Source organism: Methylomonas sp. DH-1, assembly GCF_046097555.1.
GTDB lineage: Bacteria > Pseudomonadota > Gammaproteobacteria > Methylococcales > Methylomonadaceae > Methylomonas > Methylomonas koyamae.
The window spans coordinates 3,085,285-3,111,700 of record NZ_CP143089.1 but is presented as its reverse complement, the minus strand read 5'-3'; the positions used below and the strand labels follow the sequence as shown (position 1 = coordinate 3,111,700).

21 protein-coding genes are annotated in these 26,416 nt (G+C 59.8%); 12 read left to right on the top strand and 9 right to left on the bottom strand.

The window, feature by feature from the left end; all coding sequences use genetic code 11:
- The first annotated feature begins 22 nt into the window (after positions 1-22).
- The 3 genes from nhaD to VXJ35_RS14195 are packed head-to-tail and all read left to right on the top strand — an operon-like array spanning position 23 to position 3,759.
- Positions 23-1,471 carry a sodium:proton antiporter NhaD gene (gene nhaD, locus VXJ35_RS14205; RefSeq protein ID WP_157198187.1) on the top strand — a complete coding sequence of 483 codons (1,449 nt, stop codon included), beginning with the start codon at positions 23-25 and terminating at the stop codon, positions 1,469-1,471.
- A gap of 30 nt (positions 1,472-1,501) precedes the next feature.
- On the top strand, positions 1,502-3,064 hold the full coding sequence (locus VXJ35_RS14200) for a DUF4118 domain-containing protein (protein WP_082880929.1): 1,563 nt from the start codon (positions 1,502-1,504) through the stop codon (positions 3,062-3,064).
- Positions 3,061-3,759: a response regulator gene (locus VXJ35_RS14195; protein WP_064022064.1), complete on the top strand. Its 699-nt coding sequence runs from the start codon at positions 3,061-3,063 to the stop codon at positions 3,757-3,759. Before VXJ35_RS14200 ends, VXJ35_RS14195 begins: the two co-directional genes overlap by 4 nt.
- Positions 3,760-3,776: 17 nt before the next feature.
- Here the strand turns inward: VXJ35_RS14195 and VXJ35_RS14190 are convergent, their stop codons facing one another.
- Positions 3,777-3,986 carry a DUF1289 domain-containing protein gene (locus tag VXJ35_RS14190; protein ID WP_054762100.1) on the bottom strand — a complete coding sequence of 70 codons (210 nt, stop codon included), beginning with the start codon at positions 3,984-3,986 and terminating at the stop codon, positions 3,777-3,779.
- Between the two features lie 328 nt (positions 3,987-4,314).
- Between VXJ35_RS14190 and VXJ35_RS14185 the strand changes: the two genes are divergently transcribed.
- Positions 4,315-6,759, top strand: coding sequence for a TonB-dependent siderophore receptor (locus tag VXJ35_RS14185; RefSeq protein WP_064022063.1), 2,445 nt, complete (start codon positions 4,315-4,317; stop codon positions 6,757-6,759).
- Positions 6,760-6,963: 204 nt separating this feature from the next.
- Here the strand turns inward: VXJ35_RS14185 and cysZ are convergent, their stop codons facing one another.
- From cysZ to VXJ35_RS14160, 5 genes are read right to left on the bottom strand one after another with little or no spacing between them, the layout of a single operon-like run.
- On the bottom strand, positions 6,964-7,707 hold the full coding sequence (cysZ, locus tag VXJ35_RS14180) for a sulfate transporter CysZ (RefSeq protein WP_064022062.1): 744 nt from the start codon (positions 7,705-7,707) through the stop codon (positions 6,964-6,966).
- Positions 7,701-8,738 (bottom strand): S-methyl-5-thioribose-1-phosphate isomerase, encoded by a 1,038-nt coding sequence (gene mtnA, locus VXJ35_RS14175; protein WP_064022061.1) that lies wholly within the window; start codon positions 8,736-8,738, stop codon positions 7,701-7,703. The genes cysZ and mtnA overlap by 7 nt, the downstream gene beginning before the upstream one ends.
- A gap of 18 nt (positions 8,739-8,756) precedes the next feature.
- Positions 8,757-10,403, bottom strand: a complete 1,647-nt coding sequence (locus tag VXJ35_RS14170; protein ID WP_064022060.1) for a bacteriohemerythrin — start codon at positions 10,401-10,403, stop codon at positions 8,757-8,759.
- A 17-nt stretch (positions 10,404-10,420) separates the two neighbouring features.
- Positions 10,421-14,716 carry a PAS domain S-box protein gene (locus VXJ35_RS14165; RefSeq protein WP_064022059.1) on the bottom strand — a complete coding sequence of 1,432 codons (4,296 nt, stop codon included), beginning with the start codon at positions 14,714-14,716 and terminating at the stop codon, positions 10,421-10,423.
- A 27-nt stretch (positions 14,717-14,743) separates the two neighbouring features.
- Positions 14,744-15,853, bottom strand: a complete 1,110-nt coding sequence (locus VXJ35_RS14160; protein ID WP_064022058.1) for a two-component system response regulator — start codon at positions 15,851-15,853, stop codon at positions 14,744-14,746.
- 116 nt (positions 15,854-15,969) lie between these two features.
- Between VXJ35_RS14160 and VXJ35_RS14155 the strand changes: the two genes are divergently transcribed.
- The 6 genes from VXJ35_RS14155 to VXJ35_RS14130 all read left to right on the top strand — a co-directional run bounded on the left by VXJ35_RS14155 (position 15,970) and on the right by VXJ35_RS14130 (position 21,091).
- Positions 15,970-17,280: a TRZ/ATZ family hydrolase gene (locus VXJ35_RS14155; RefSeq protein WP_064022057.1), complete on the top strand. Its 1,311-nt coding sequence runs from the start codon at positions 15,970-15,972 to the stop codon at positions 17,278-17,280.
- 112 nt (positions 17,281-17,392) lie between these two features.
- Complete coding sequence (gene ubiG, locus VXJ35_RS14150) at positions 17,393-18,100, top strand: bifunctional 2-polyprenyl-6-hydroxyphenol methylase/3-demethylubiquinol 3-O-methyltransferase UbiG (RefSeq protein ID WP_064022056.1); 708 nt, start codon at positions 17,393-17,395, stop codon at positions 18,098-18,100.
- 2 nt (positions 18,101-18,102) lie between these two features.
- Positions 18,103-18,774 carry an HAD family hydrolase gene (locus VXJ35_RS14145; RefSeq protein WP_064022055.1) on the top strand — a complete coding sequence of 224 codons (672 nt, stop codon included), beginning with the start codon at positions 18,103-18,105 and terminating at the stop codon, positions 18,772-18,774.
- Entirely contained in the window at positions 18,765-19,493 is a 729-nt protein-coding gene (locus VXJ35_RS14140; protein ID WP_064022054.1) for an SDR family NAD(P)-dependent oxidoreductase, read from the top strand. The genes VXJ35_RS14145 and VXJ35_RS14140 overlap by 10 nt, the downstream gene beginning before the upstream one ends.
- 8 nt (positions 19,494-19,501) lie before the next feature.
- Positions 19,502-20,050 (top strand): putative Fe-S cluster assembly protein SufT, encoded by a 549-nt coding sequence (gene sufT / locus VXJ35_RS14135; RefSeq protein WP_064022053.1) that lies wholly within the window; start codon positions 19,502-19,504, stop codon positions 20,048-20,050.
- A gap of 153 nt (positions 20,051-20,203) precedes the next feature.
- Entirely contained in the window at positions 20,204-21,091 is an 888-nt protein-coding gene (locus VXJ35_RS14130) for a GGDEF domain-containing protein (protein ID WP_064022052.1), read from the top strand.
- A gap of 48 nt (positions 21,092-21,139) precedes the next feature.
- Here VXJ35_RS14130 and VXJ35_RS14125 read toward each other — a convergent pair whose 3' ends face one another.
- The 3 genes from VXJ35_RS14125 to mrcB form a co-directional block, all read right to left on the bottom strand.
- The gene (locus VXJ35_RS14125; RefSeq protein ID WP_064022051.1) at positions 21,140-21,613 is read right to left on the bottom strand and encodes a copper resistance protein NlpE; all 474 of its coding nucleotides are present in this window, start codon (positions 21,611-21,613) and stop codon (positions 21,140-21,142) included.
- Between the two features lie 75 nt (positions 21,614-21,688).
- Positions 21,689-22,312, bottom strand: a complete 624-nt coding sequence (gene lolA, locus VXJ35_RS14120; RefSeq protein WP_064022050.1) for an outer membrane lipoprotein chaperone LolA — start codon at positions 22,310-22,312, stop codon at positions 21,689-21,691.
- A 1-nt stretch (position 22,313) separates the two neighbouring features.
- The gene (gene mrcB / locus VXJ35_RS14115) at positions 22,314-24,641 is read right to left on the bottom strand and encodes a penicillin-binding protein 1B (protein WP_064022049.1); all 2,328 of its coding nucleotides are present in this window, start codon (positions 24,639-24,641) and stop codon (positions 22,314-22,316) included.
- 160 nt (positions 24,642-24,801) lie between these two features.
- Here mrcB and VXJ35_RS14110 point away from each other — a divergent pair, with 160 nt between their 5' ends.
- Complete coding sequence (locus VXJ35_RS14110; protein WP_064022048.1) at positions 24,802-26,028, top strand: hypothetical protein; 1,227 nt, start codon at positions 24,802-24,804, stop codon at positions 26,026-26,028.
- 63 nt (positions 26,029-26,091) lie between these two features.
- Entirely contained in the window at positions 26,092-26,361 is a 270-nt protein-coding gene (locus VXJ35_RS14105) for a PilZ domain-containing protein (protein WP_054758732.1), read from the top strand.
- The last annotated feature ends 55 nt before the right edge of the window (positions 26,362-26,416 follow it).

Here is a 26,416-nt window from a genome sequence, read left to right as displayed (position 1 = left end):
GCGTAAGGAGAAATGAGTGCGGATGATGATATCGGGCCTGCTGGGACTGGCGGCCTTGGCGATGCCGGCATTGGCTGCCGCCGCGGATACCGGCCAGGCGGCGCAAAGTCTACAACCTTTGGATTTGACCGGCCATTGGGCGGGTTACATTTCGCTGGTGGTTATGGTGGCCGCTTATGTCGCGGCGATGCTGGAAGAAGTGACCGAGCTGCGCAAATCCAAGCCGATGCTGCTGGCGGCGGCTTTGATCTGGTTCGTCATCGTGCTGGCTTACCGGGAACAGGGCCGCGACGAGCTGGCGGTCGCCGCGTTTCGCGGCAACCTGCAAACTTACATCGAGCTGTTGCTGTTCATCATGGTGTCGATGACCTATCTGAATGCGATGGAAGACATGCGCATATTCGATGCGTTGAAAGTCTGGCTGGTCACCAAGCATTTGAGTTACCGGCAATTGTTCTGGATTACCGGGTTTTTGGTGTTCTTCCTGTCTTGCGTCGTCAACGGCCTGACCGCGGGCCTACTGATGGGCGCGGTGGCGGTGGCGGTCGGTAAAGACAACCCGCGCTTCGTGTCGTTGGCGTGCATCAACATCGTCATCGCGACCAATGCCGGCGGTTCGTTCAGCCCGTTGGGCGGGATCTCGACCTTGTTCGTCTGGCAACACGGCATCCTCGGTTTCACCGAATTCTTCAAACTGTTTTTACCGTGCCTGGCCAATTTCCTGGTGCCGGCACTGGCGATGCATTTTGCGCTGCCCAAGGAAATTCCCAGCATCGAAATGGCCCAGGTCGAGCTGCCGCGCGGCGCCAAGCGCTTGTTACTCCTGTTCGGCGTGACAATCGCGTTGGCCGTGGTGTTCGATATGCAACTGCATTTGCCGGCCGCCGCCGGCATGATGGCCGGTTTGTCGTTGTTGCAGTTCTTTTATTTCTACCTGCGTAAAACCGAAAAAGCGCAAGCGTTGAGCCAGTCGGAGTTCTCGCTGTTTTTCGGCGGCGGCGATATCCACGCCGCTACGGCGAATGCGGTCCGCTTCGATATTTTCGAAAAGGTCGGCCGCCTGGAATGGGACACGCTATTGTTTTTTTACGGGGCGATGATGGGTATCGGCGGTTTGGGTTACATCGGTTATCTGGATGCCGTTTCCCACCAGCTTTACGGCCAACTCAGCCCGACCCTGGCCAATATCGCGATCGGCTTGTGCTCGGCCTTCGTCGATAACGGCACGCTGATGTTCGCGATCCTGACCATGCACCCGGATATTACCCAAGGCCAATGGCTGCTGTTGACGTTGACGCTGGGCGTCGGCGGCAGCCTGTTGGCGATCGGTTCGGCACCGGGGATTGGCTTGTTGGGCCAGGCCAAGGGACAATATACCTTCAGCAACCACATGAAATGGTGTCCGGTGATTCTGCTCGGTTATTTCGCCAGTATCGGCGTGCATTTTCTGGTCAACGCCCATTCTTTCTGACGCAGATGGCCGGCGGCAAGGGTGAGGGCGATGTTCGCTAGCGGTAACAGGCGGTGGCCGGGCAAATTCGGCCCGGACGCGCAATTGCCGGCCAGAACCCGGCGCGAACGTGTCACCGGTTACGCTTGCGGTGTCGCCGCGCCGTTTGTCTGCACGCTGGCCGCGTGGCCGTTCCGTAGCGTGTTGGAACCGGCCAGCATCCTGATGAGCTACATGCTGGGCGTGTTCCTGGTCGCCAGCCGTTACGGCCGCGGCCCGTCGCTGACCGCTTCGCTGATGAGTCCGCCGGTGTTTGCCTATTATTTCGCGCCGCCGATTTTTTCGTTTGCGATTTCCGATCTGGAGAACATTGTCGGTTTGGCGGTGATGATCGTCGTTGCCAGCCTGACCAGCAACTTGTTGGACCGCGCCCGCAGCCAAGCTGAAATTGCCCGGCAACGGGAAAACCGGGCCAACGCCTTGTACCGGTTAAGCCGGGCTCTGGCCGATGCCCACAGCCGCGAGGCGATTGCGGCGTTGGCCGCCGCGCGGATTCGCGACGAATTCGCTACCGCAGCGGCCATCCTGGCGGCCGACGATAACCGCAGTCTGCCGCTGTCGCCATTCGCGGCATGGCCGGATTTCGATCCGGAATCGGCCCGGCAGACATTCGCGGCCAACGCGCTGCGCCAGTGCCGGGACACAGTCTATTACCCGCTGGCCGGATCGCAGGCCGTATTCGGCGTGTTGCTGGTCAAGGCCGAGCCCTTCACCCGTTCGGCGCATCCGGAAGCGTTGGCCTTGTTCGAAACCTTCCGCAATCTGATCGGCCAGGCTTTGGAGCGGCTGTATCTGGCAGAGTGCGCCCGCGAAGCCGGCTTGCAGGTGCAGGCCGAGGCGTTGCGCAACGCCTTGCTCAGTGCGATTTCCCACGACCTGCGCACGCCGCTGACCCGGATTAGCGGCGCCGCCGGCGCGTTGATCGACAATGCCGACCGCTTAAGCGCGGCCGAGCGCCAGGAGTTTTACCGGGCGGTATTGGACGAGGCGCAACGGATGGCCGAATTGACCAGCAAGATTCTGGACATGGCCCGGCTCAGCAGCGGCGAAATTACGCTGCATTGCGAATGGAATGCGCTGGAGGAAATCGTCGGCAGCGCGTTGGCCCGGCTCGATAAGGCGTTGCGGGAACGGCCGGTGCGCATCCAAATTCCGGACAGTCTGCCGTTGCTTTGGGTCGATGCGGTATTGTTCGAGCAGGTGTTGGCCAATCTGATCGAAAATGCCATCAAATATACGCCGCCCGGCAGTCCGATCGATATCGGCGCGGAACTGGCGGCGGACGGCCTGCAATTGGCCGTCACCGATTACGGCGCCGGTATTCCGGACGGCATGCAGGACAAAATCTTCGACAAATTTTACCGGCTGGGCGGCGAAACCGAACCCGGCGGCGTCGGATTGGGTCTGGCTTTGTGCCGGACTATCGTCGCCGCCCACGGCGGCCGGATTCGGGCCAGTAATGCTGCCGGCAAAGGCGCGTCGCTGGTCATCGAATTGCCGCTGCGCGAGCCGCCGGCTTTGGATTGGAGCGAGCCGGAGGAGCGTGGCGGATGAACCAGGCGGCGCCGTTGATTTTACTGGTGGAGGACGACAGCCAGACCCGGCGTTTTCTGAAAACCAGCCTGGCCAACCGCGGTTGGCGCATCGCCGAAGCCGATTGCGGCAAAACCGGGCTGGCGCTGCTGAAAAGCGAGCAACCCGATTGCGTGATCCTGGATTTGGGGTTGCCGGACATGGACGGTATCGCTGTGGTGCGCCGTGTGCGGCAATTGTCCGATTTGCCGGTGCTGGTGTTGTCGGCCCGCAGCCAGGAACAGAACAAGATCATGGCGCTGGACGCCGGCGCCGACGATTATCTGACCAAACCGTTCGGCAGCGGCGAATTGCACGCTCGCTTGCAGGCCCTGTTGCGCCGGGTTGCGCGCAGTGCGGCGGCCAGCGAAAGCTTCGAAACCGGGCAATTAAAAATCGATTTGGCGCGGCGTAAAGTATTCATCGCCGGTAACGAAGTGCGGATTACGCCGATCGAATTCCGCCTGCTCGGCATCCTGGTGCGCCATGCCGGCCTGGTCGTGACCCACCGCCAATTACTCGGCGAAGTCTGGGGTGCCGAGCATGTTCACGATCAGCATTATCTACGCATCTACATGGGCCAGTTGCGGCACAAGCTGGAAGTCAATCCGGCCCGGCCGCGCTACCTGTTGACCGAAGTCGGCGTCGGTTACCGCCTGGCTGCCGACGGCGGCTGACGCTGGCGGGCAGCCGCTCAGCCGTTGGCTTTTTGCAGCTTTTTCAGAATGCTTTTGCCGATGCGGTCGACAAACTGTTCCGGGTTGTCGTAACCCTGTTTTTGGATGAAATCCACTACCGATTTGACCAACTGTTTGGTTTCGGCGATTTCCTGGTGCGAACGGCCGCAGCCTGAGCAATGAGTGCCGTCGGTGGTGCATTGGTCGACGCAAGGGCTGTATTTCATAGTATTTTCCGAAAAATTAGGTGATTGAAGGCGCGCTATTGTAAGTCTGCGTCGCCGTTTCCGGCAAAGTCGGCTTCGTGGCCATTTGCTTTTGCGACCGGCGCGATTGCACGGGCAGGGCCGCAAGGCAGCCGAAACTTTCGGCCGGAGTTGCGGCATATCACCTATTTTGGGTGTGGCAAATAGCATAGTTTCGGAGAATTCATAAAGCATTAAATTAGAAATTTATAATATTACAAAGCCTTACAATTTGGTGCGCTTGTTGCTTGACTTAATTTTGGCCGAACCCTGGCGTTCGCCCCGATTTCAGACTTTCGAAAGGCAAGCAATGAACAATTTCAATTCAAATTTCTCGGCGGATTTTCCGAACCCTCCCACGGCTAACCCATCCGGCAGCCGGCTGCGTTGCGAAACATGGCTCGGCACGGTATCGCTCTGTTTCGTAGCTTCGGCGTTGGCTGCCGAGACCGCGCCGGAACCGGCCGGAACCGAGACCGAGGTGGTGTTGGAAAAAGTGATCGTGACCGACAAGTTTCCCAGCGTTAAGAACCTGGGCGCATCGGAAATGGAAGCCGATATTCTGGAAAGTAAGCGTGCCGCAGTCAGCGATACCGCCAAGTTATTGGAGGACACGCCGGGCGTCAGTTTGTACGGGGCCGGCGGCGTGTCCAGTCTGCCGGTCATTCACGGTATGAACGACGACCGGGTCAAAATCGACATCAACGGCATGACCTTGAGCTCGGCTTGTGCCAACCACATGAATCCGCCGTTGTCGTATATCGACCGCAGCAATATCGGCAAAATCACGATTTTGACCGGCGTCACACCGGTCAGCCTGGGCGGCGACAGCATCGGCGGCACGATTTCGGTACAAACCCCGGAGCCGGTGTTCGCCGAACCGGGCAAGGATATTTTGCTGGACGGGTCAGTATCGTCGTTTTACCGCAGCAACGGCGACGCCTTCGGCGGCAGTATCGCGGCCGGGGTGGCTACGCAGAACGTGCGGCTGGACTACACCGGCTCGCATACCGAAAGCATGAATTACAACGACGGCAACGGCCAAATCGTCAACTCCACCGCTTACGTCAACCAGAACCATTCCGCTGCGTTGTCCTTTAAATCCGACAATCATTTGGTCGTGGTCCGCGGCGGGCAGCAGCACATGCCGTACCAGCTGTTCCCGAACCAGCGCATGGACCTGACCAATAACGACAGCATCTTCGGCAACATCATGCACAAGGGCAGTTTCGATTGGGGCACGCTGGAAAGTAAGTTCTACTTCGAATCGACCCAACACAGCATGGACATCGGCGACGACAAGCACAACCGCTATCTGGACGGCACCCCGGCCGGCGGCGGTTTTGCTTTTCCGAACGACAGGATGCCGATGGAAACCCGCGGCCGCAACCTGGGTTACAAGATTCTGGCGGAAATCCCCTACGGCAAGCGCGATACCTTCAGAATCGGCAACGAATACCACGCCAACAAGCTGAACGATTACTGGCCGGCGGTGCATAACGACCCCGGACCGGCCAACCCCACACCGAATCCGGCATACTGGATGATGGCGCCGCAGAATTACATCAATTTAAACAATGCGGAGAAGGAGCGGGTTGCCTTTTTCGGCGAATGGGAAGCGCGCTGGAACGAACAATGGAAAAGCTTGCTGGGTTTGCGCTACGAACACACCAGCACCGATACTGGTAACGTCAGCCCCTACAACCCGAATCTGCTCGGCACCAATGGCAATCTGGCGAACAATCCCGATCCGGCGGGGGCGAAGTTAGCCTTGACGGCGGCCAACGCTTTTAATGCCCGCGATAAAGGGCGGACCAACGACACTTTCGATGTGACGGCTCTGGTGCAGTTTACGCCTAACGACATGAGCCAGTATGAATTGGGTTATGCCCGCAAGAACCGTACACCGAACTTATACGAGCGTTACGTGTGGGGCGCGCGGAAAATGGATATGGCGATGATAGGCTGGTTCGGCGACGGCAACGGCTATGTCGGCAATATGGATTTGACCGAGGAAACCGCCCATACCGTCAGTTTGACCGCAGCCTTTCACGAGCCGCAAAACAATTTGTGGGAAGTCAACGTCACGCCTTATTTCACTTATGTCAATAATTTCATCGATGCGGATCGCTGTCTGGTAAACACCAATCCGGCTCGCGATGCCAACGGCTGCCGCACCGCGGCAACGTCATATACCGGCGGGCCCACCATCAATAACTTGACGGTGGACAATCAGTACGTCTATTTACAATACGCCAACCACGATGCGCGGCTGTGGGGTATGGACGTGTCGGGCCGCACCCGCCTGTATAAAGACCAAACGCTCGGCGAATTTGCTGCCCATACCACGATGAGCTATGTCCGCGGCGAACGCATGGACGGCGGCAACCTGTACCACATGATGCCGTTCAACATGAAACTGAGCCTGGACCATCGTTTGAGCAGTTGGCAAAGCGCGCTGGAAATGCAATTCGTCGACGGCAAATCCCATGTCCAGCAAATCCGCAACGAAGTTCAGACGCCGTCCTATATTCTGCTCAATGCCAGAACCGGTTACGAGTGGGGCAATTTCAGGCTGGACGTGGGTTTGGACAACGTACTGGATAAACAATATTTCCATCCGTTGGCCGGCTCGTATCTCGGCGACCGTTACGGCATGAATCCGACCGCCGCCCCCAACGTCACGGTGCCTTGGGGCCGAAACGTGCCGGGTATGGGCCGCTCGGCTTTCGTCGGCGTTACGATTAAGTATTGACGGATTGGCGGCTGCCGGCGTAATGCCGGCAGGTTTTGCCGTAAGTTAACAGCTGCACGTCACCCCGGCAGGGAATGCGGAGGACCAGTTGCCACGGATGACGCCGTCTCCACCTATCCTGCGAGCCGGATTCGCTTCGCGGTCTGCGCCTGAGGCTATCCCTGCCGGAACCGGCACGCTGAATTTAACGATATTTTGCGGTGCTCAGGAACCGGCGGCGGACTCGATAGCCGGCGCCGAAAGCCGGTAGACGTAAATCGTCGCGCCGATCACGGCGGCTTGGCCGATTAGCAGATTCACCAGCGGCAGCGTCAGGCCCAGGCTGGTCAGGCCGCCGAAACTCAACGCCCCCCAGCGCACTTGCTGTAAAAACTGCTTTTGCCCGGCAAACGCCAGGCCGCGCTGTTCCAGCGGGTAGGCCATGAATTCCAGCGCCATGCCCCAGGCGGCGAACCCGGCCCATAACAGCGGCGCCAACAAGTTCACAACCGGTATCGCGAACAACAGCAATAACGGCAACAGCCGCAGCAGCAGGTAGCCGATGCGGTGCAGTTCGCCGAAGAATACTTTGTCCCAGGCCAATTCCGCCGCCGGCAGCGGTTGGCCGCTGATCAGGGCCAGCGTTTTGGCGGACAGCCGGCTGTAATACGGTGCGGCGATCAGGTTGGCCAGCAACGCGAAACTGAAAAAGCCGGCCACCAGGAAACTGACGAAAAACAGCGGCCACAGAATCCAGTTCAGCCAGGACAGCCAGTCCGGGATGAACTGGTGGATCAGGGCCGATACCATGTGGTAACCCAGCACGAAACCGCCGGTGTACAGTACCATGTTGATGAACAACGGAATCAGCAGGTAATTGCGCAATTCCGGGCGTGCCAGCATGCGCACGCCTTCCCAAAGGCATTGCACCGCAAACAGCGGACTGTTGCCGTTTTTCAAATTCAACATGGTTGCAGACTCCTGACGCCGTGCTTGCCGGGATCGGTAACGGCGCCGCGTTCGGTGACGATCGCGTCGATCAGCTCGGCCGGCGTCACATCGAACACCGGATTCCAGGCGCCGACCAGCGAACCTTCGTGTAAATAGCAATCTGCCAGCAATTCGCGCGGATCGCGCTGTTCGATTTCGATGCCGGCGCCGTTTTCCAAGCTGAAATCGAAGGTGGAGGAGGGCGCGGCGACCATGACTTTGACGCCGTGTTGCTTGGCCAGCACCGCCAGCGAATAGGTGCCGATCTTATTTGCGACGTCGCCGTTGGCGGCGATGCGGTCGGCGCCGACCACGATCCAGTCGATCCGGCCGGACTTCATCAGCCAAGCCGCCGCCGAATCGGCGATCAGCGTGGCCGGGATGCCGTCCTGCGCCAATTCCCACACCGTTAGCCGGGCGCCTTGCAGCCAAGGCCGGGTCTCGTCGGCATAAACCCGCAGTAACTGGCCGCGGCGATGCAAACTACGGATTACGCCCAACGCGGTACCGTAACCGCCGGTGGCCAAGGCGCCGGCATTGCAGTGGGTCAACACGGTCGCGGCTTTGCCGATCAGGTCGGCGCCGCGTTCGCCCATGGCTTGGTTGGCGGCCAAATCGTCGGCGTGGATGGTTTGCGCCAGTTCGGTTAAGGCCGCGACCGGGTCGGCCGGGTCGCCCGCCAGCAAGCCGCGCATCCGGTCCAAGGCCCAGAACAGATTGACGGCGGTTGGCCGCGAGGCGGCCAGTTGCTCGATATCGCGGCCGACCGCAGCTTGCCAATCGGTTTGCGGATAATGTTGTTTGGCCGATAAAACCACGCCGTAGGCGGCGGCGATGCCGATCGCCGGTGCGCCGCGCACCCGCATCGAGGCGATGGCTGCGGCAACGCCGGCGGCGTCGCGGTATTCGTCGTAAGCGATGGTTTGTGGCAGCGCGCGCTGGTCCAGCACTTTCAGGCTGTGTCCGGTCCATTGCAGGGCTTGGACCGATAATTGCGATGTTGGGCTCATGTAGGTCGGTTGGTATGGTTAGGGGGCCGCCGGGCCGTCGGCGGGCGGGGTGGGCCCGAGCGCGGCGGTGATTCGGTTCAAAGTCAGCAAGGCATCGTCGAAAGCGTAGTTATCGATCTGCTGCGCCATGGTTTGCGCGGCTGCGGCATCGAGCGTACTCAGAAAAGGCCGCAAGTCGCCGAAACGTTTGCGGGCGACGATATTGCCCTGGCTCAGCTCCATTTTAAGCTGGTTCAGCACCGTGCTGGTAGCGTCCCAGTCCCGGCCGGTGTCGGAGCCGGCCGGGACGGCCTGTTCGTCGATCGCCGCCAGCCACAGGTTGATGCGGAACACGCTGCCGCCGCCGGACGTGCTGTCCAGCGTCAACTCGCCGCCCAGCAACTTGGCCAGGCGCGAGGCAATCGCCAGGCCCAATCCGATGCCTTCGAAGCGGCGGCTGGTGGTGGCGTCGAGTTGCTCGAACGCTCCGAATAGCTGGTGTTGCCGTTCCGGGGCAATGCCGCCGCCGGTATCTTCGACTTCGAAGCCCAGCAGCAGCCGGTTGTTGTTACGGTCCAGCAGCCGTGCCCGCAGTTGCACTGCGCCGGATTCGGTAAATTTGACGGCGTTGTTGGCCAGCGCTTCGAGCGCCAGTCCCAACAGATGCTGGTCGCCGAGCAGCGCCGGCAGGGCCGGGGCGCAGTCGCAGGTCAAGGTCAAGCCTTTCTGGTAGGCCGACTTGGCCAGGCGCTCCCGCAGCCGTGCCAACAGCGTCGCGGCCTGGAACGGCGCATAGTCGATATTGACTTCGCCGGCCTCCAGCCGGGAAAACTGCAACACGTCGCCGAGCAAGGCCTGCAGCCGCTTGCCGGCGGCGCCGATGCGGTTTGCCTGTTCCTTGGCTTTCGGCGGAATCTCGGCTTGCTCCAGCAAATGGGCGAAACCGAGGATCGCGTTCAACGGCGTCAACAGTTCGTGGCTGACCGTGCCGAGAAAACGGCTTTTGGCGTGGGACGCGGCTTCGGCGGCTTCCTTGGCCTGGCGCAGTTCGGCGGTGCGGATTTCCACCTGTTGTTCCAGCGTGCGGCGGTAGTTGTCCAATTCCCGGTGCGCGGCTTGCAATACGGCGTTCTTTTCGGCCAGCGCCCGGTTCTGTTCGGTCATCTGGCTGAACAGGTTGACCAGGGCATTGACCAGTACGTCGTTGGCGCCTTGCAGGATTTCGGCCTTACTGCCTTCGGTGCTTTCGTAGGCCTCGTTGGCCGCAATGCCGGCGCCGATGGCTTCCAATTCGCGGGCCATGCGCTGGTCTTCGCCCAGAATGTGGAACGCCAGCCAATTGGACAGAAACCTGAGTACTTCGGTGCCGTCGATATCGTCGCCGGATTCCACCCGCCGGCGTAACGCCAGCACTTGCCGGTGGAATTCGCCATGCATCGCTTGATGGTGTTGCAGATGGCGGCTATCGATGCCGGAGCTGGCCATGATCCGCTCCTCGGTCTGAAAATGGCCCGCGACGTAATCCAGCAGACCGTCGAGCAGCGGCAAGGCCACCTCGATGTCCAATGCCGGGCTGGCGGCCAGTTCCGGCGCGGCGTCGTTGATCATGGCGACCAGCGTTTTATGTTGCCGGTCTATCGCTTCGATGCCGGTCAGGTAATTGTCGCTCCAGGTCATGAAGGTCATAAGCGGTCCGTTCGGATTCAGGTGGCGGCAGGCTTGGCGGATTGGCTGACGTTGCCGGACCAGCCGGGATGGGTTTGCAATAGCCGGCGCAAGCTTAGCAGCGCATTCGGCAAATCGTAATTCTCGATTTGTTCGGACAAGCCGGCAAGGGCGGCTTCGCCGACCGTTGCGGCCAGTGCCGGTTTCAGGCGGCGCCAGGTTGGGGTGGCGGCGAGGTTGTCGGCGGCCAGCAGGTCTTGCAATGCGGCCAAATCGCGTTCGAGTTCGGCGGCGTCCGGCAGCGCGCCGGAGCCGGCCGCCTGCTCTGCGCCGATTTCGATCTCGGCGGCCTGGGCGGCCAGTAGCCGGGCCAGTTCGTCCAGAGGGGCATCCAGTTCCAAGCTGCTGGCGGGCGAATGGCCGATGGCGGTCTCGATCTCGGCGCTTTGGGCTTGGATTCGTTCCAGACCCAGATTCGCCGCGACGCCGCGCAGCGCATGCGCCAGCAGCTTGGCCTGTGCCAGGTCGCCGGCGCCGAGTGCGGCGGCTATCTTGCCGGCGTCGGCCGCATGGCGGGTGCGGAAGTGGCGCAGCAGGTGCGCCGCCGGTTGCCGGTGTCCGCTGCCCGGATTGGGCGGCAGCGGTGCGGCAGCGGCGGCGTCCGGCCATGCGGGGGCGGGAAGCCAGCGCGCCAACGCGGCCAGCAACAAATCCGGATCGACCGGTTTCGGCAGAAAGTCGTCCATGCCCACCGCCAGACAGTTTTCGCGGTCTTCGATAAAGGCGTTGGCGGTCATCGCCAGGATCGGCGTTCCGGTGTAAGCCGGCAGTCGGCGGAGGCGGCGGCAGGCTTCCAGGCCGTCCATGACCGGCATTTGCATGTCCATGAAGATCAAATCGTAGCGCTGGGCTTGGGCCATCTCCAGCGCCTCGCCGCCGTGGTTGGCGACGTCGGTCTGCAATCCGGCCGCTTCCAGCAGACGGCGGGCGACTTCCTGGTTGATCTCGTTATCTTCCACCAGCAATATCCGGGCGTCGCGGCGATAATCGCCGGCGGCGGCCGCTAACGCCGGTTGCTGCGGGTGCGGGTCGCGTTTCAGCGCCAAGGTCAGCCAGAAGGTGCTGCCGCGGCCCGGTTCGCTGTCGACGCCGACTTCGCCGCCCATCATCTGCGCCAGATGCCGGCTGATAGCCAAGCCCAGTCCGGTGCCGCCGTAGCGGCGGGAGGTGGAACTTTGGCCTTGTTCGAAGGCTTCGAAAATGCGCTGTTGCTGTTCCGCATCAATGCCGATGCCGCTGTCTTGCACCGAAAAGCGCACCCCGAGCTCGCACTCGGTTTCCCATTCGATGCGGATGCTGAACACGATCCGGCCGCTATCGGCGAATTTGGCGGCATTGCTTAGGTAGTTCAATAAGATTTGGCCGATGCGCAACGGGTCGCCCAACAAGGCCAGCTTGTCCAAACCCGGCGCCAAGTCCTTGACCAGCGCCAAATCTTTGCCGCGCAGCTTTTCGTAAACCATGCTGCAGACCCGGTCCTGAATCGCGGCCAGGTTGAGCGGGGTTTGTTCGATCTTCAGGCGCTTGGCCTCGATTTTGGACAGATCCAGAATGTCGTCGATCAAGCCCAGCAGATGTTTGCCGGCAGCCATGATTTTGTCGAGCTTTTCCAATTGCGCCGTATCGTTCAATTCCCGTTGCAACAGCGCGGACAGTCCCAAAATCGCGTTCATCGGCGTGCGGATTTCGTGGCTCATGTTGGCCAAAAACGCGCTTTTGGAGAGGTTGGCGGCTTCGGCCTGGTCCTTGGCCTGGCGCAATTCGATTTCCAGTTGCTTGCGGGCGGTCAGGTCGGTGTGGGTGCCGACCGCGCGCAACGGATTGCCGGCTTGGTCGCGCTCGACAACTTTGCCGCGGCTCAGGATCCATTTGTAGCCGCCGTCGCGGGTACGCATTCTGAATTCCAGTTCGTAACCGCCCTGTGCGGCCAGTTTTTGTCTGGCTTGGGCCGGAATCGACTCTTTATCCTCCGGATGCAGCAAATTCAGCCAGCAACTGTCGGCATCCCCGGCCAGTTCGTCGGGCCGGTAGCCGAGCATGGCGAAATAGGCCGGGCTGCAGAAGTTGCTGTTGTCGGCGATATTCCAGTCCCAGATGCCGTCGTTACTGGCAGCGAGCGCGTACCGGTACAATTCCTGGCTGCGTTTGAGCTGGCGGTTGGCGGCATCCAGCGCCTGGGTGCGCTCGGCGACCAGTTCTTCCAAATGTTTCCGGTAGTTGTCCAGCTCGCGCTGCGCGCGTTTTTTTTCGGTGATGTCGCGCCAGACTACGTGCAACAGATTTTTGTCCTGTTGCCGGATCACGGTCAGCAATACTTCGGCATCGAAAGGCTCGCCGCGGGCGGTCAGATGTACCCATTCGAACTGGTGGGCGCCGCAGGCCTCGGCGATTCGCATCATTTCCTGGCTTTTAACGCTGGATAATTGGCCGTCGGCTTGGAATTCCGGCGAGATTTGCGCCGGCGCCAGCGGTGCGATCTCGGCAAAATCCTGCATGCCCAACATCTGCAGCGCCGCCCGGTTGGCGTCGACGAAATAACCGTCTTCGATCAGCAGCGCGGCTTCTTTGGTTTCTTCGAACAAGCGGCGGAATCGCTCCTCGCTTTGCCGCAGCCGTTCCTCGGCCCGGTGGCGTTCGGTGATGTCCATATGGGTACCGCTGACCAACACCGGTTTGCCGTCGGCATCGCGCCGGGTGACCCGGCCGCGGTCGGCAATCCAGACCCAATGGCCTTGTTGGTGGCGCATGCGCAGGTCGCACTCGTAGTAATCGGTCTCGCCGGCCAAATGCCTTTTCAGCAGGGCATTGGCGCGTTTCAAATCGTCCGGATGCACGAATTTCTCCCAGGTACGGGTCGTGAACGGCTGCAATTGCGCCAGACGGTAACCGAAAATTTCGGCCCAGCGCTCGTTGAATAGCGCGGCGCCGGTTTGCAGATTCCATTCCCAGGTACCGGCATGGGTGCCGTCGATAATGGCTTGCAGGCGTTCGCGCTCGTTGGCCAGCGCGGTTTCGGCATTGCGTAGCCGGGTGATGTCGCGCGCCACACCCAGCACGCCGATCAAGCCGCCGTCGGCCGCCGCTACCGGCGTTTTGACGGTTTCGTACAGGGCTTGCCGATTGCCGTCGGGATGGTCCAGCCATTGTTCGTTGGCCAGCGGCATGCCGCCGGCGATGGCATCCAGATCTTGGCGGCGAAAGCGCTCGGCCAGTTCCGCGCCGATCAGTTCGTAATCGGTCTTGCCGACGATTTGGGCGCGCGGCAGTCGGCATAGCCGTTCGAAGCTGCGGTTGCACAGCACAAAGGCGCCGTCGGGATCTTTCAGCCAGACCACGTCCGGCATCGAGTCGAGCAGGGTCCGGAATAACGCCTCTTTTGCGCTCAAGCTTGCCAGCGTTCGCCGGCGCTCGCTGACGTAGCAGTTGAATGCCATGCCGACCAGCGCCAGCGCGGCCATGAATGCCCAATAATCGAGCAGAGGATCGTCGCCTAGGCCGGGAGCGGAAAACGCCCAACGCCGCCAGTGCAAGCTGGCGGCGGCCTGGGCGGCGAGGACGGCCAACACCAGCGTGGTCAGGCGTGGGCCGCCGCGTAGTGCGGACCAGGTGACAAACAGATATGCCGAGTGGCTTATGGCGTAATCGCCGATGCCGCCGTCGAATAAATTCAGGAATACCATTTGTCCGACCAGCGCGTTTGCACCGAGCAAAAACGCCGCTTCCACCGCTTGCCGTGGGCTTAGCTGCGGCAGCGGACGGCTCCAGGCCAGAATCAGCGGTGCGATCAATACGACGCCCAACGTGTCGCCCATCCACCATGGTCCGCCGCGGCCGAGGCTGTCAAGAATGTTGGCGCCGCTCGGCGAGAGCGCCAGCGTCCTGGATAAGGCCGATACCAGGCTGGCCAGGCAGCCGCCCAGCGCGACCAACGCAAGGTAGTCGCGCAGGCGCGGTAGATCCGGATTGAACTCGGGATCGGCGCGGATCAGGCGGGCGCCCAGCCAGGCGGCCGCGCTGCTGCCGGCGGCAATCGGCACCGCGAGCAAAATCGAGCCGTATTGCCAGGTATTCAGCGCGAGGGCGCCGACGAAAATCGCCCACAGGCAGGTCTCGCCGAGTAACAGTACGCAGGCCAGCGCCAAACCGCTGGGAATGAAAAACAGGCTGGATGCGCCGGCGGAAGTGAAATAAGACAACGACAGGCTGCCGCCGGCCGCGTACAGCGCGGCAATCAGCGCCAGCTTGGCCGGCCCTACTGCAGGTTGGCCGGCCATGCTGTTTCCGCGCGTCGGCGGCCGATTTCAGTTCTTGTCGGCATAACGTTCGGCGATGGTGGCGAATTGGTCGAGGCGGTTGGCGAATGCGTCGACCACTCGCGGGTCGAAATGGCTGTTCTTGCCGTCGGCGATGATGGCGGCGGCCTGTTCGATTGCCATCGGCGCTTTGTAACAGCGGCGGTTGATAAGGGCGTCGAATACGTCGGCCAGCGCCATCAATCTGGCCGGTAACGGTATCGCATCGCCGCACAGGCCGTCCGGGTAGCCGCTGCCGTCCCATTTTTCGTGGTGGTAATGGGCGATCTCGATTGCGGTATGTAAAAAGTCGAACGAGGATTGGTCGGGTTCGCCGCGAATGGCGCGGCTGATCGCTTCCGCGCCCAGTTTGGCGTGGGTGCGCATCAATTGCCACTCGTCGTCGTTCAACTTGCCCGGCTTGAGCAGGACGTGGTCGGGAATGCCGACCTTGCCGATGTCGTGCAACGGCGCGGCCTTGGTAATCAAGTCCACCGTGCGGGCGTCGAGCCGGCCGGAAAAATGGCTGCCGGCCAGTTCGTCGCAGAGCACGCCGACGTAACCTTGGGTACGCAGGATATGGTTCCCGGTTTCGTTATCGCGGGTTTCCGCCAGACTGGCCAAGGCGCGGATACTGACGTCCTGGATTTTCTGGTTTTGCTGCAGCCGCCGGGCGATTTCGCCTTCCAGCCATTGGTTTTGGTCGCGCAGGCGGTCCCTGGCTTGTTTCAGTTCCAGTTGGGCGCGGACTCTGGCGAGCACAATCGGCGGCCGAATCGGTTTAGTGATGTAATCCGCGGCACCCAGCTCGAGGCCGCGGCTCTCGTCTTCGCTGGCGTCCAGCGCGGTGACGAACACCACCGGGATATCGCGGGTTTCGGCAGATTCCCGCAGCCGGGCCAGCACCGCGTAGCCGTCCAGCTCAGGCATCATCACGTCTAGCAGTATCAGGTCGGGGCGCGGCGGCTTCATAGCCGAAGCCAGCGCGCGCCGGCCGTCGGTCGCAACTTTCACCGTGTAATACGGTTGTAGCAGTTCGCCCAGCACGGTGATGTTTTCCGGTGTGTCGTCGACAATCAGGATTACCGGCTGGGCTGGAGTCGGGTAGAGTTGGGTCATGGCTGGTCGGGAGGCGGCCGGGGGCAATAGTGTTACATTGTAGATGGTTTTTTGCCGAACAGGCGAGGACGCCGGCTTAACGGGTATAATCGCCGATTTATTACCCGGAGCAGAATATGCAAGTCGATCTCGTGATTCAGGCGCGCTGGATAATTCCGGTCGAACCCGCGGGCCAAATTTTCGAGCATTCCAGTCTGGTGGTGCACGACGGCAGGATCATCGATTTGCTGCCCGCTGCCGATGCAGCGGCGAAATATAAGCCGCGCCAACTGGAGATTCTGGAAAGGCATGCTTTGATTCCGGGTTTGGTCAACTGCCATACCCATGCCGCGATGTCCTTGTTGCGCGGCATCGCCGACGATTTGCAGTTAATGGATTGGCTGCAAAACCACATCTGGCCGGCCGAGCAAAAATGGGTCGGCGAAGCCTTCGTCCGCGACGGCGTCGACCTGGCGATTGCCGAGATGCTGCGCTGCGGCACGACGTGCTTCAACGACATGTATTTCTTTCCGGAAATTGCCGCGCAACAGGCGGTGCAACACGGTATGCGCGCCAATATCGGCTTGATCGTATTCGATTTTCCGACGGTCTGGGCCGAAAATGCCGACGCCTATCTGGCCAAAGGTCTGGCTTTGCACGAAAAACTGCGCCACGAAAGTCTGCTCAGCCTGTCGTTCGCGCCGCACGCGCCGTATACCGTGTCCGACGCGCCGTTGCGCAGCGTGCTGACCTATGCCGACGAAATGAATTTGACCGTGCATATGCATCTGCACGAAACCGCGCACGAAGTCGAAGCACAGCGACAAAAGACCGGCCAAACCCCGTTGCAGCGCTTGCGGCAGTTGGGATTGTTGACGCCGGCCTTCATCGGCGTGCATATGACGCAACTGGCCGCCGCCGATATCGCGGCCTATGCCGAGACCGGCGCCCATATCGTGCACTGTCCGGAATCGAATCTGAAATTGGCCAGCGGCTTTTGCCCGGTTGCGGCATGTCTGGCGGCGGGTATCAACGTGGCTTTGGGTACCGACGGCGCCGCCAGCAACAACGATCTGGACATGGTCTCGGAAATGCGCACGGCGGCGTTACTGGCCAAAGCGGTGGCCGGCGACGCCGGGGCGGTGTCGGCGGCCACCGCTTTGCGGATGGCAACGCTGAACGGCGCCAAAGCGCTGGGTTTGGACGCGGAAATCGGCTCGTTGACCGTCGGTAAGCAAGCCGATGTTGCCGCGATCGATTTGAGCGAACTGGAAACCCAGCCTTTGTTCAATCCGCTGGCGCAAATCGTCTATGCCGCGGACCGCCGCCAAGTCAGCGACGTCTGGGTCGCCGGCCGGCAACTGTTGAAAAACCGGCAGTTGACCACGATGGATCTGGCCGCGCTCAATGAGCGGGTTGCGGTCTGGCAGCAGCGTTTACACAGTTAACTCCCCGTTTCCGTTACGGTACTCGACAATGCGTTGCCGTTGGCGCGCAAAGCTCATGACGAATAACCTAGTAATACAGTAAACTATAGGCACTTAGATAGGGTTTGGCATTATGGCGACAGCAGATAACGTTCATCCGCACGAAATTCACAAGTTCGGCTCTTTGGCCGAGCGTTGGTGGGATACCGAGGGCGAATTCAAGACATTGCACCAGGCTAATCCGCTGCGTTTGCAGTTCGTCGGCGAATACGCCGATATCCGCGGCAAGCAGGTGGTCGACGTCGGTTGCGGCGGCGGCATTTTGACCGAAGGTTTGGCCAAGCTGGGCGCCGACGCGCTGGGCATCGATTTAAGCCAGGATTTGCTGGACGTGGCCGATCTGCACGGCCTGGAAACCGGTGTTGCCGCCAGTTACCGCAAGATCAGCGCCGAACAATTGGCCGCAGAGCAGCCGGCCGGTTTCGACCACGTGACCTGCATGGAAATGCTGGAGCACGTCCCCGACCCGGCGTCGGTCGTCTCGGCCTGTGCCACGCTGGTCAAGCCCGGCGGCACGGTGTTTTTTTCGACCTTGAACCGCGAACCGAAAGCTTGGTTGTTAGCCATCGTTGCCGCCGAGCATTTGCTGAAAATGGTGCCGAAAGGAACCCACGATTACAAAACCTTCATCAAGCCGTCGGAGTTGGGGCGGATGGCGCGTGCGGCCGGTCTGGAATTGCAGGGCATGGTCGGCATCGAATACAACCCGTTCAGCAAGGCGTTTTACTTGGGCAAAGACGTTTCGGTCAATTACATCGCCGCTTTCAAACGCGCCGATTAGATATGGCCGGTTTCAAGCTCGATTGCGTATTGTTCGATCTGGACGGCACCCTGGTGGATACCGCGCCGGATCTGATTGCCTGTTTGAACCGGACCTTGGCGGCGCACGGTTTTCCGGAAGCGGCCGCAGACGGCGTGCGGCCGCTGATTTCCCACGGCGCATTGGCGATGATCCGGCACTGTGCCGAGGTGGATCAGGCCGAAGCCGAGCGGATGCTGGAATTCATGTTGAACCAATACGAGGACAACATCGCCGATTACAGCCGGCTGTTCGACGGTTTGGCGGACAGTCTGCAGGCTATCGAGGCTAAGGGTTTGAAATGGGGCGTCGTGACCAACAAAAAACGCCGTTTCACCGAACCCTTGTTGGCGGCTTTGGGGCTGCGCCAACGCGCAGCTTGCGTGATCAGCGGCGACTCGACGCCGAGTAGCAAACCTGATCCCGAGCCGATGTTCGCCGCCTGCCGCGAGGCCGGGGTGGCGCCGGAAAATTGCGTTTACCTGGGCGATGCCGCCCACGACATTACCGCCGGTAAGCGCGCGAACATGAAAACGCTGGCCGCCGTCTACGGTTATCTGAAAACCGACGACGTCCCCGAATCCTGGGGCGCCGATGGCTTGATCGAGCGGCCGCAACAACTGATGGAATGGATACAGGCTCAGATATGCCGTTAAAAGACCACGTCATTTTAATCACCGGCGCCGGCGGCGGCTTGGGCGCGACTGCGGCCTTGGCTTTGGCCCGGCACGGTGCACAAATTATTTTGCTGGACAAGAATATTCCGAAGCTGGAACGGATCTACGATGCGATTGTCGCGGCCGGTGCGCCGGAACCGGTGATGTATCCGTTCGATCTGGCCGGCGCCAGCGAGGCGCAGTATCAGGAAATGGCCGACGCGATCGAGCAACGATACGGCAGCTTGCAAGGTTTACTGCATTCGGCAGTCGAATTCAGCGCCTTCAGCCCGATCGCCAGTTACAAGACCAAGGATTGGGGGCATGCGCTGAACGTCAACCTGAACGCACCGTTCATTCTGTGCCGGGTGTTGTTGCCGTTGTTGCAACTCAGCCGGCATGCCGCCATCGTCTTCACCAGCGATTCGGCCGCGCGCAAGGCGCAAGCCTATTCCGGCGCTTACGGCGTGTCGAAAATCGCGTTGGAAGGTTTCGCCGCGATCCTGGCAGCCGAGCTGGAGGCGGGGCAAAAGATTAGAGTCAATACCTTGTGTCCCGGACCGGTCGATTCGCCGTTGCGGAAGCGGGCGTATCCGGCGGAAGACAAAACCGCGATTCCGCCGATGTCCAGTCTGGAACCGCTATACCTTTACCTATTCGGCGATGCCAGTATCGGCGTGACCGGTCAAATTATTGACGCGCAGACTTTCAAACCTTAAGAATCGTTATGGCAGACAGAGAAGTTGTTTTTCTAACCCGGGACGTCAATATCGTCACGATACCGGACGGCAACCACGGTACCTTGCAAAAGGGCCAGGAAGTGACGATACACCAATCGCTCGGCAGCAATTACACAGTCGTAACCGACTACGGCCACATGGTCCGCATCGCCGGCAGCGATGCCGATGCGTTGGGCAAGGAACCGCAACATCTGCAAACCCTGGTATCGGAAACCGACCGCCAGGCGGTGGAACAGAATTGCTGGGAAGTCATGAAAACCGTCTACGACCCGGAAATTCCGGTCAATATCGTCGATTTGGGTCTGGTTTACGGTTGCGAAGTCACCGGCAACGCCGCGGGCGGTAACGACGTGCATATCCGAATGACGCTGACTGCGCCCGGTTGCGGCATGGGGCCGGTGATTCAAAGCGATGTCGAGAAATCGATCCGCGCTTTACCCGGCGTCAGCTCGGTGCAGGTCGAAGTGGTCCTGGATCCGCCCTGGTCGCGGGACATGATGTCGGAAGTGGCTCAGGTCCAATTGGGCTTGTTTTAACCGGCCGAGATATACAGCGGCGGAAAATTGCCGCTGCGTTTTTTTGAGGTGGATATATTTTGTTTAACTATTTGTTTTTAAAAAAATAAATAGTGTTGGCACGGTGTTGGCTTGATTGGTCTCGAGCATTGATTCCAGATTCGAGGAAGCGTCATGAAAGAGAAAGCCGCCGAATTAGCCGTTGTCAGCAACAAAACCTTTGCCGCGTCGACAGCCGTTAATCTGCACCACTACGATATCAGTAGCGCGTTGCAGACCACTTTGGAGTTCGACGAGCTGATCGCGATATTTTGCAACAAGATTCAGCACACCATACCGCATAACGGCGTCGAATATACCAATCCTGAATTCGACTTGGAATACAAACGCGGCGTATTGGCCCGCCATTCCTGCTCTTATGCGTTAAAAGTGGAAGAACAACAACTGGGCGAGTTGAAGTTAACCCGCAGCCAACGTTTCAGTAAGGACGAGCTGAAACTGCTGGAAAGCCTGTTGTGCTGTTTGATCTACCCGCTGCGCAACGCCACGCTGTTTCAACAAGCGTTGAAAATGGCCTTCACCGACCCGTTGACCAAGGCCAACAACCGTACCGCGTTCAACGACAGTCTACTGCGCGAGATCAAACGCGCTCACCGCAGCGGCAGCCATTTGTCGTTGATCTTCGTCGACGTCGACCATTTCAAATCGATCAACGACCAATATGGCCACGAATGCGGCGACTTGGCCTTGGCCTCGGTGGCCGCTTGGCTGAAAGAGAGCGTGCGCGGCAGCGACGCGGTTTACCGCTACGGTGGCGAGGAATTCGTGATTCTGCTTAGCGATACCGACATCGACGGTGCCATGGTGATCGGCGAGCGGATTCGGGCCGATATCGAGTCGCATACCCTGGCCTACGGCATGGACGTGTTGAATTTGACTGCCAGCCTGGGCGTCGCTACCTTGAAAGGCGACGATACGTTCGATAGCCTGTTGAAGCGGGCCGACGCGGCAATGTATCAAGCGAAAAGGCAAGGCCGGAACCGGGTCGAAGCCGGTTTCTAGCCGGGATTTGCCGATGCGGCAAACATTGGCCGCATCGGCGTTAGCCGCTTAGTGGGCGTGAGCCGGTTCTTTTTCGGTAATCTCGTTGCGGCGCAGCACGTAACGTTCGGCCAGTTTGCCGGTGTAGAGGTTACCGGCGCTGTCCAATTGCGTCAGAAAATTGTTGCCGATCAAATACTGGTTACCGGGCGCGCCTGCGTTCTTCGGCATTAAGGTGACGGTATGTTTTTTCTCGTCCCAGGTAAATTTGCCTTTCTCAACGAACTCGCGTTCCGAGCGGCCGGAGAACGTCGTCATCAATATATAACTGCCGTTTTTGTTCAAGCCCAGTTGGGTTTTAATGCCGGCGCAATCGGCACAGGGCAGGAAACCGTTATAGACCCCCAGCCAGGGATGTTCTTTCGCGGTATGGTGGGCATGGGCTGGATCGTGGTCGGCGGCCTCTTCCGCCCGGGCCGGTGCTTGCACAGCGAACATTGCGGCCAACAGAAATAGACTCAGTTGCGGTTTGAAGTGTTGCATGTTTGCTCCTCGGCAAAAAGTGAAGGTCTTGTCGTTATCGGCGATTGCGGCTGCGCCAAGGCGAAGCCATCGCGCTTAATTTTCGAACACGTCGGCGCCCTTGGGAGGCTTAAAGTTGAACAAACTGTCGTCCAGCTTTTGGTTGAGCTGAATGTTGGAAAAATAGATCCGGGTCAGTTGGCCGAAATTGTCGCTGAGTTCCATGCCGCCGAGTTGGTTGCCGTTCATGCCGATCAGGATGTATTTGAAACCGCTGTCCTCGTTCTTCGGCGATAACTTGACCCAATTCATGCCTTCGTCCTGGCCTTGTTCCTGCAGCACGAACTTTTCCTCGATATCGACCTGGCCGGTCAATAACAGCGCCGGCGTCGAGCCCAGCGAATCGTCGAGTTTCTTGACTGTGACTTGCTCCAGATCGGCATCGTAAAACCAGACTTTACCGCTGTTGGAAACGATTTCCTGCTCGAATGGTTTTAGGTAGTTCCAGCGGAATTTCCCCGGCCGGCTCAAATAAAATTTGCCGCTGCTGGACTGGGCCGGACGGCCGCTTTTATCGAAACTGACTTGCTTGAAATCCGCAGCCAGCGACGCGCTGGCCGCCAGAAAGCTTTTCAGGCGGTTAATCGGCGCCTCGTCGGCGGCAACGTTGGCGATGGCGGCGATCGATAAAACCAGGGCGAAGCTTAAGTTACGTAGCATATTAAAAAGGGTTCAGATTATTGAGCCAGCTTTCGCCGGATTCCGCATTGGCGCCGCATTCGGCGAATTGGGTCGGCGCCGAACCTTCCACGAACGGTAGCAATTTGGCGCCGGGGCAAGTTTCGCTGCTGAGCAGGCCGGTTTCCGGATCGATCCAGGTCATTTGGATGTTATCCGGCGGTACTAGACTGACCGGTTTTTTCGAGACCTGCCGCATCATTTCCGACCAAATTTGCAGCGCGCCGCTGCCGCCGGTCAAGCCGCTGGGTTTGTTGTCGTCGCGTCCAACCCAAACCACCGACAGAAAATCGCCGCTGAAACCGGCGAACCAGCTATCGCGCAATTGGTTGGTCGTGCCGGTTTTGCCGACCAGCGCCATTTCCTTCGGCAGGTAATTATACGCAGAGTGGCCGGTGCCGGCGTACATCACTTCCTGCAAGATGGTGTTGGTGATGAAGGTAGCCGCCGGATCGACCGCCTGCCGTACCGTCAGCGGATAGCTTTGCAGAGCTTTGCCGTCCGCCGCGTTTACGGCGCGGATCGAACGCAACGGCGTGGCGAAACCGTCGCCGGCCAGGGTTTGGTAAAGTTGGGTCACTTCCAGCGGCGTCAAGGGTTGCGCGCCCAACAGGAACGACGGGTACAAGTCCACCGGCCGGCTGACGCCCATATTTTTCAAGGTGTTGGCGACCTTGGCCAAACCGATGTCCATACCGATGCGTACCGTCGCCATGTTGTAGGAATGGGTCAAAGCAGTATGCAGCGGGACGATGCCGTGTTCGCGGTTGTCGTAGTTGTCGGGCGACCAGGATTTGCGGCGCTCGGCTTCGATGCTGATCTGGGTGTCGCTGACCGGAGTAGCGATGGTATAGCGGTCCGGGTATTCCAGCGCGGTCAGATACACCACCGGTTTGATCAGCGAGCCGATAGGCCGGACCGCGTCCAATGCTCGATTAAATCCGGTGGACTCGGTTTTGCGGCCGCCGCTCAGCGCGACGATTTCGCCGCTGTCGCGGCGGGTGACGATGGCGGCGCTTTCCAGGTCGTTGCTTTTCGGGCTCTTTTCGAGTTGCTTGAGTTTATTGGCGATCGATTGTTCCAGGATGTCCTGGATTCGGGTGTCCAGCGTCGTGACGATACGCAAACCTTCCGAGGTCAGGTCTTCTTCCTTATATTCCTGCTTCAACTGGCGTTTGACCAGATCGATGAAATCCGGGTAACGGTTAGCCGAACGGTGGATCACGGCCGCGACTCCTAGCGGTTGCTTCTTGGCTTCCGTGGCCTGTTGCTCGGTAATATAGCCTTCGTTCAGCATCGAATCCAACACCAGGTTACGCCGTTCCAGGGTATGTTCCGGCTTACGGCGCGGGTCGTATTCGGACGGACCGCGCACCAAGGCGACCAGCGTTGCAACTTGGTGCAGCGACAGCGTCTTCAACGACTGGCCGAAATAAAATTCGCTGGCCAAGCCGAAGCCGTGCACGGCGCTGGCGCCGTCCTGGCCCAGAAAGATTTCGTTCAGATAGGCTTCCAGAATCTCGTCCTTGCTGTAGCGGTATTCCAGGATGAACGACATCAAGGCTTCTTTGAGCTTGCGGCGCAAGGTGCGTTTCGGCGTCAGAAAGAAGTTTTTCACCAACTGCTGGGTGATCGTGCTGCCGCCTTGCACCATGCCGCCGGCCTTCAGGTTGGACCACATGGCGCGGGCGATACTTTTCGGCGACAGGCCGAAGTGGCTGTAGAAGTCGCGGTCTTCGGTCGACAGCAGGCCTTGCACCAGCGTCGGCGGCGCTTCGTCCAGTTTGATCAGAATCCGGTCTTCTTTACGGGTCGGGTAAAAACTGCCGATTTGCACCGGGTCCATCCTTACGATCGCCAGGTTGGCGCCGGTGCCGGCGTCGGTCAGGCCGCCGATCGCAGCGCCGGCGAAGGCGACGCTGATTTTGCGGCTTTCCTGCACCGTGTCGCCGAAATTGAAGGCGCGGGTGCGGACGTTGACGACATTGCCTTTGACGCTGTAAGAGCCTTCGCCGACCAATTGCGGGTCCTGCCGGTAATGCAATTCCAGCAATAAATCCTCGAAATTCTTGGCCGAAATTTCGTAACCGGCATACAGCTCGACCGGGCTGGCATAGACTCGGGCCGGGATCGACCAGCGCTTGCCTTCGAATTGTTGGCGCACGGTGTAATCCAGATAGCCGACGTAAACCGCCAATACGGAACCGGCGATGATCACCAGCGGAACCAGCAGGCGGAATAGCCAGGATGTCCGGGATTTGGGTTTTCTGCGTCGAACGGTGGAACTGCGGGTTCTGGGTCTTCTGGCCATCAGGTCGGTTTGCTGCTTGCGCTGCGGCGATCGGCGGCGCGGATAATGGACGGGGCGGTCGCGGCGGCTTGCGCCGCGATGCGGTTGGCCTGTTATTATCTAATAAAATTGAAGGGGCTGCGACTTTGGCTGGCAGCCTTACGCTGTCGGAGAACCGTCCATGCTCGCTGCAATCCTCACGTTTCACGTGCACTCGGCCAGGCGCACCTTATGGCTCTGGCTGGGGTTACTGGCCTTGGTTTGCGCCAATTCGGCGCATGCCGCGGCAATTGCCCAAGCCGATATCGAAGCTTTCGTGCGCGACGGCTGCCCGCATTGCGAACGCGCCGAAGCGTTCCTGGCCGAGTTGCAGCGGGAACGGCCGCAGTTCAACATTCTGATCCGCAATGTCAGCCGCGAGCCTGACGCTTTGCGGCGCTTGCAAACCTTGGCAGAAGCGCAGAATCCGCCAGCCCCGCTGCAGCTGCCCGCGTTCCGGGTCGGCGCCAAGCTGGTGATCGGTTATTCGGCCGAAACCGGCAACCAGTTGTTGCGCGAGGCGTTAGCGGCTAGCCGGCCGGCGGACGCCGCCGCGGATGCAGCCGACAGTTGCGAGGTGCAAACCGAGCAAACCTGCACCGCAGGCGATGCCGCCAACCCGCCGGCGTCGGCCGAGCCGTTCGAACTGGCCGTGCTGGGGCAGCGGCTGGTGTTGGACGAGGTGGGGCTGCCGGCATTTACTGTCGCGATGGGATTGTTGGATGGATTCAATCCGTGTTCGATGTGGGTGTTGATACTGATGGTATCGATGCTGGCGCCGATGCGGAACCGGCCGCGAATGTTGGCGGTTGCCGGAGCCTTCGTGCTGGTCGAAGGGCTGGCTTACTTCGTGTTTATGGCGGCGTGGTTGAATCTGTTTTTATGGATAGGCTTGTCGCGCGCCTCGGAAATCGCGATTGCCGCGATTGCCGTTGCCGCCGGTGCGCTGAACCTGAAAGATTTCTGGGCCTTCGGCGTCGGGCCGTCGTTATCGATCCCGCAAGCGGCCAAGCCCGATATTTATGCGCGGATGCGGCGAATTCTACAGGCGGACAATCTGTGGGGAGCGTTGGTCGGCGCGGTACTGCTGGCGATATTGGTGCAAATCGTCGAATTGTTCTGTACCTCCGGCTTTCCGGCTTTGTATACGCGAATATTGACCTTGCGCCAGTTGCAAGGCTGGGACTATTACGGCTATTTGCTGCTATATAATCTGGCGTATATGCTAGACGATATTGCGGTGCTGGCAGTGGGCGTCGTAACCTTGAGCCAGCAGCGCTTGCAACGCGACCAGGGCCGCTGGTTGAAATTGGTCAGCGGATTAGTGATGGTGGGCTTGGGCGTTTATCTGTTGGTCCGCGGCGGTTGAGTCGGCCGGGCTCGTGGCCGGATCGGTACCGGCTTAAATTTTAAGCAGAATTCAGGAGAATTCGTGATAGACAATAAGCGCAGGCATCCGCGTTTAAAACATCGCGCCAAAATCAAATTGATCGCGCCCGATGTGGCGGAGAGTATCGTGGAAATGCGGGATTTTTCGGAAACCGGTTTGTTTTTGCAGTGTGACCGGGCGTTGATTCCGCCAATGGGTACGCTATTGGAGGTCCAAACCACCGAATTCGACGACGCGCCGGTGCAGTTGGTCAAGGTGGTTCGCATCGATCCCGATTCCGGTTTTGCCGTCGAGTTCTGTAGCCGGGATTGATTGTATTTTTCGCCTCCGAAAAGCTTGCGCCGATTCGGCGGCCATTCCAATCCGG

Coding starts and splice junctions, on each gene's coding strand:
- VXJ35_RS14190 (WP_054762100.1), bottom strand. CDS start 3,986: ATGAAATACAGCCCTTGCGTCGACCAATGCACCACCGACGGCACTCAT.
- cysZ (WP_064022062.1), bottom strand. CDS start 7,707: ATGTTGAATTTGAAAAACGGCAACAGTCCGCTGTTTGCGGTGCAATGC.
- VXJ35_RS14125 (WP_064022051.1), bottom strand. CDS start 21,613: ATGCAACACTTCAAACCGCAACTGAGTCTATTTCTGTTGGCCGCAATG.
- VXJ35_RS14165 (WP_064022059.1), bottom strand. CDS start 14,716: ATGGCCGGCCAACCTGCAGTAGGGCCGGCCAAGCTGGCGCTGATTGCC.
- VXJ35_RS14160 (WP_064022058.1), bottom strand. CDS start 15,853: ATGACCCAACTCTACCCGACTCCAGCCCAGCCGGTAATCCTGATTGTC.
- VXJ35_RS14110 (WP_064022048.1), top strand. CDS start 24,802: ATGCTCGCTGCAATCCTCACGTTTCACGTGCACTCGGCCAGGCGCACC.
- lolA (WP_064022050.1), bottom strand. CDS start 22,312: ATGCTACGTAACTTAAGCTTCGCCCTGGTTTTATCGATCGCCGCCATC.
- VXJ35_RS14170 (WP_064022060.1), bottom strand. CDS start 10,403: ATGACCTTCATGACCTGGAGCGACAATTACCTGACCGGCATCGAAGCG.
- VXJ35_RS14130 (WP_064022052.1), top strand. CDS start 20,204: ATGAAAGAGAAAGCCGCCGAATTAGCCGTTGTCAGCAACAAAACCTTT.
- nhaD (WP_157198187.1), top strand. CDS start 23: ATGATGATATCGGGCCTGCTGGGACTGGCGGCCTTGGCGATGCCGGCA.
- ubiG (WP_064022056.1), top strand. CDS start 17,393: ATGGCGACAGCAGATAACGTTCATCCGCACGAAATTCACAAGTTCGGC.
- VXJ35_RS14155 (WP_064022057.1), top strand. CDS start 15,970: ATGCAAGTCGATCTCGTGATTCAGGCGCGCTGGATAATTCCGGTCGAA.
- mrcB (WP_064022049.1), bottom strand. CDS start 24,641: ATGGCCAGAAGACCCAGAACCCGCAGTTCCACCGTTCGACGCAGAAAA.
- VXJ35_RS14200 (WP_082880929.1), top strand. CDS start 1,502: ATGTTCGCTAGCGGTAACAGGCGGTGGCCGGGCAAATTCGGCCCGGAC.
- sufT (WP_064022053.1), top strand. CDS start 19,502: ATGGCAGACAGAGAAGTTGTTTTTCTAACCCGGGACGTCAATATCGTC.
- VXJ35_RS14145 (WP_064022055.1), top strand. CDS start 18,103: ATGGCCGGTTTCAAGCTCGATTGCGTATTGTTCGATCTGGACGGCACC.
- VXJ35_RS14185 (WP_064022063.1), top strand. CDS start 4,315: ATGAACAATTTCAATTCAAATTTCTCGGCGGATTTTCCGAACCCTCCC.
- VXJ35_RS14195 (WP_064022064.1), top strand. CDS start 3,061: ATGAACCAGGCGGCGCCGTTGATTTTACTGGTGGAGGACGACAGCCAG.
- mtnA (WP_064022061.1), bottom strand. CDS start 8,738: ATGAGCCCAACATCGCAATTATCGGTCCAAGCCCTGCAATGGACCGGA.
- VXJ35_RS14140 (WP_064022054.1), top strand. CDS start 18,765: ATGCCGTTAAAAGACCACGTCATTTTAATCACCGGCGCCGGCGGCGGC.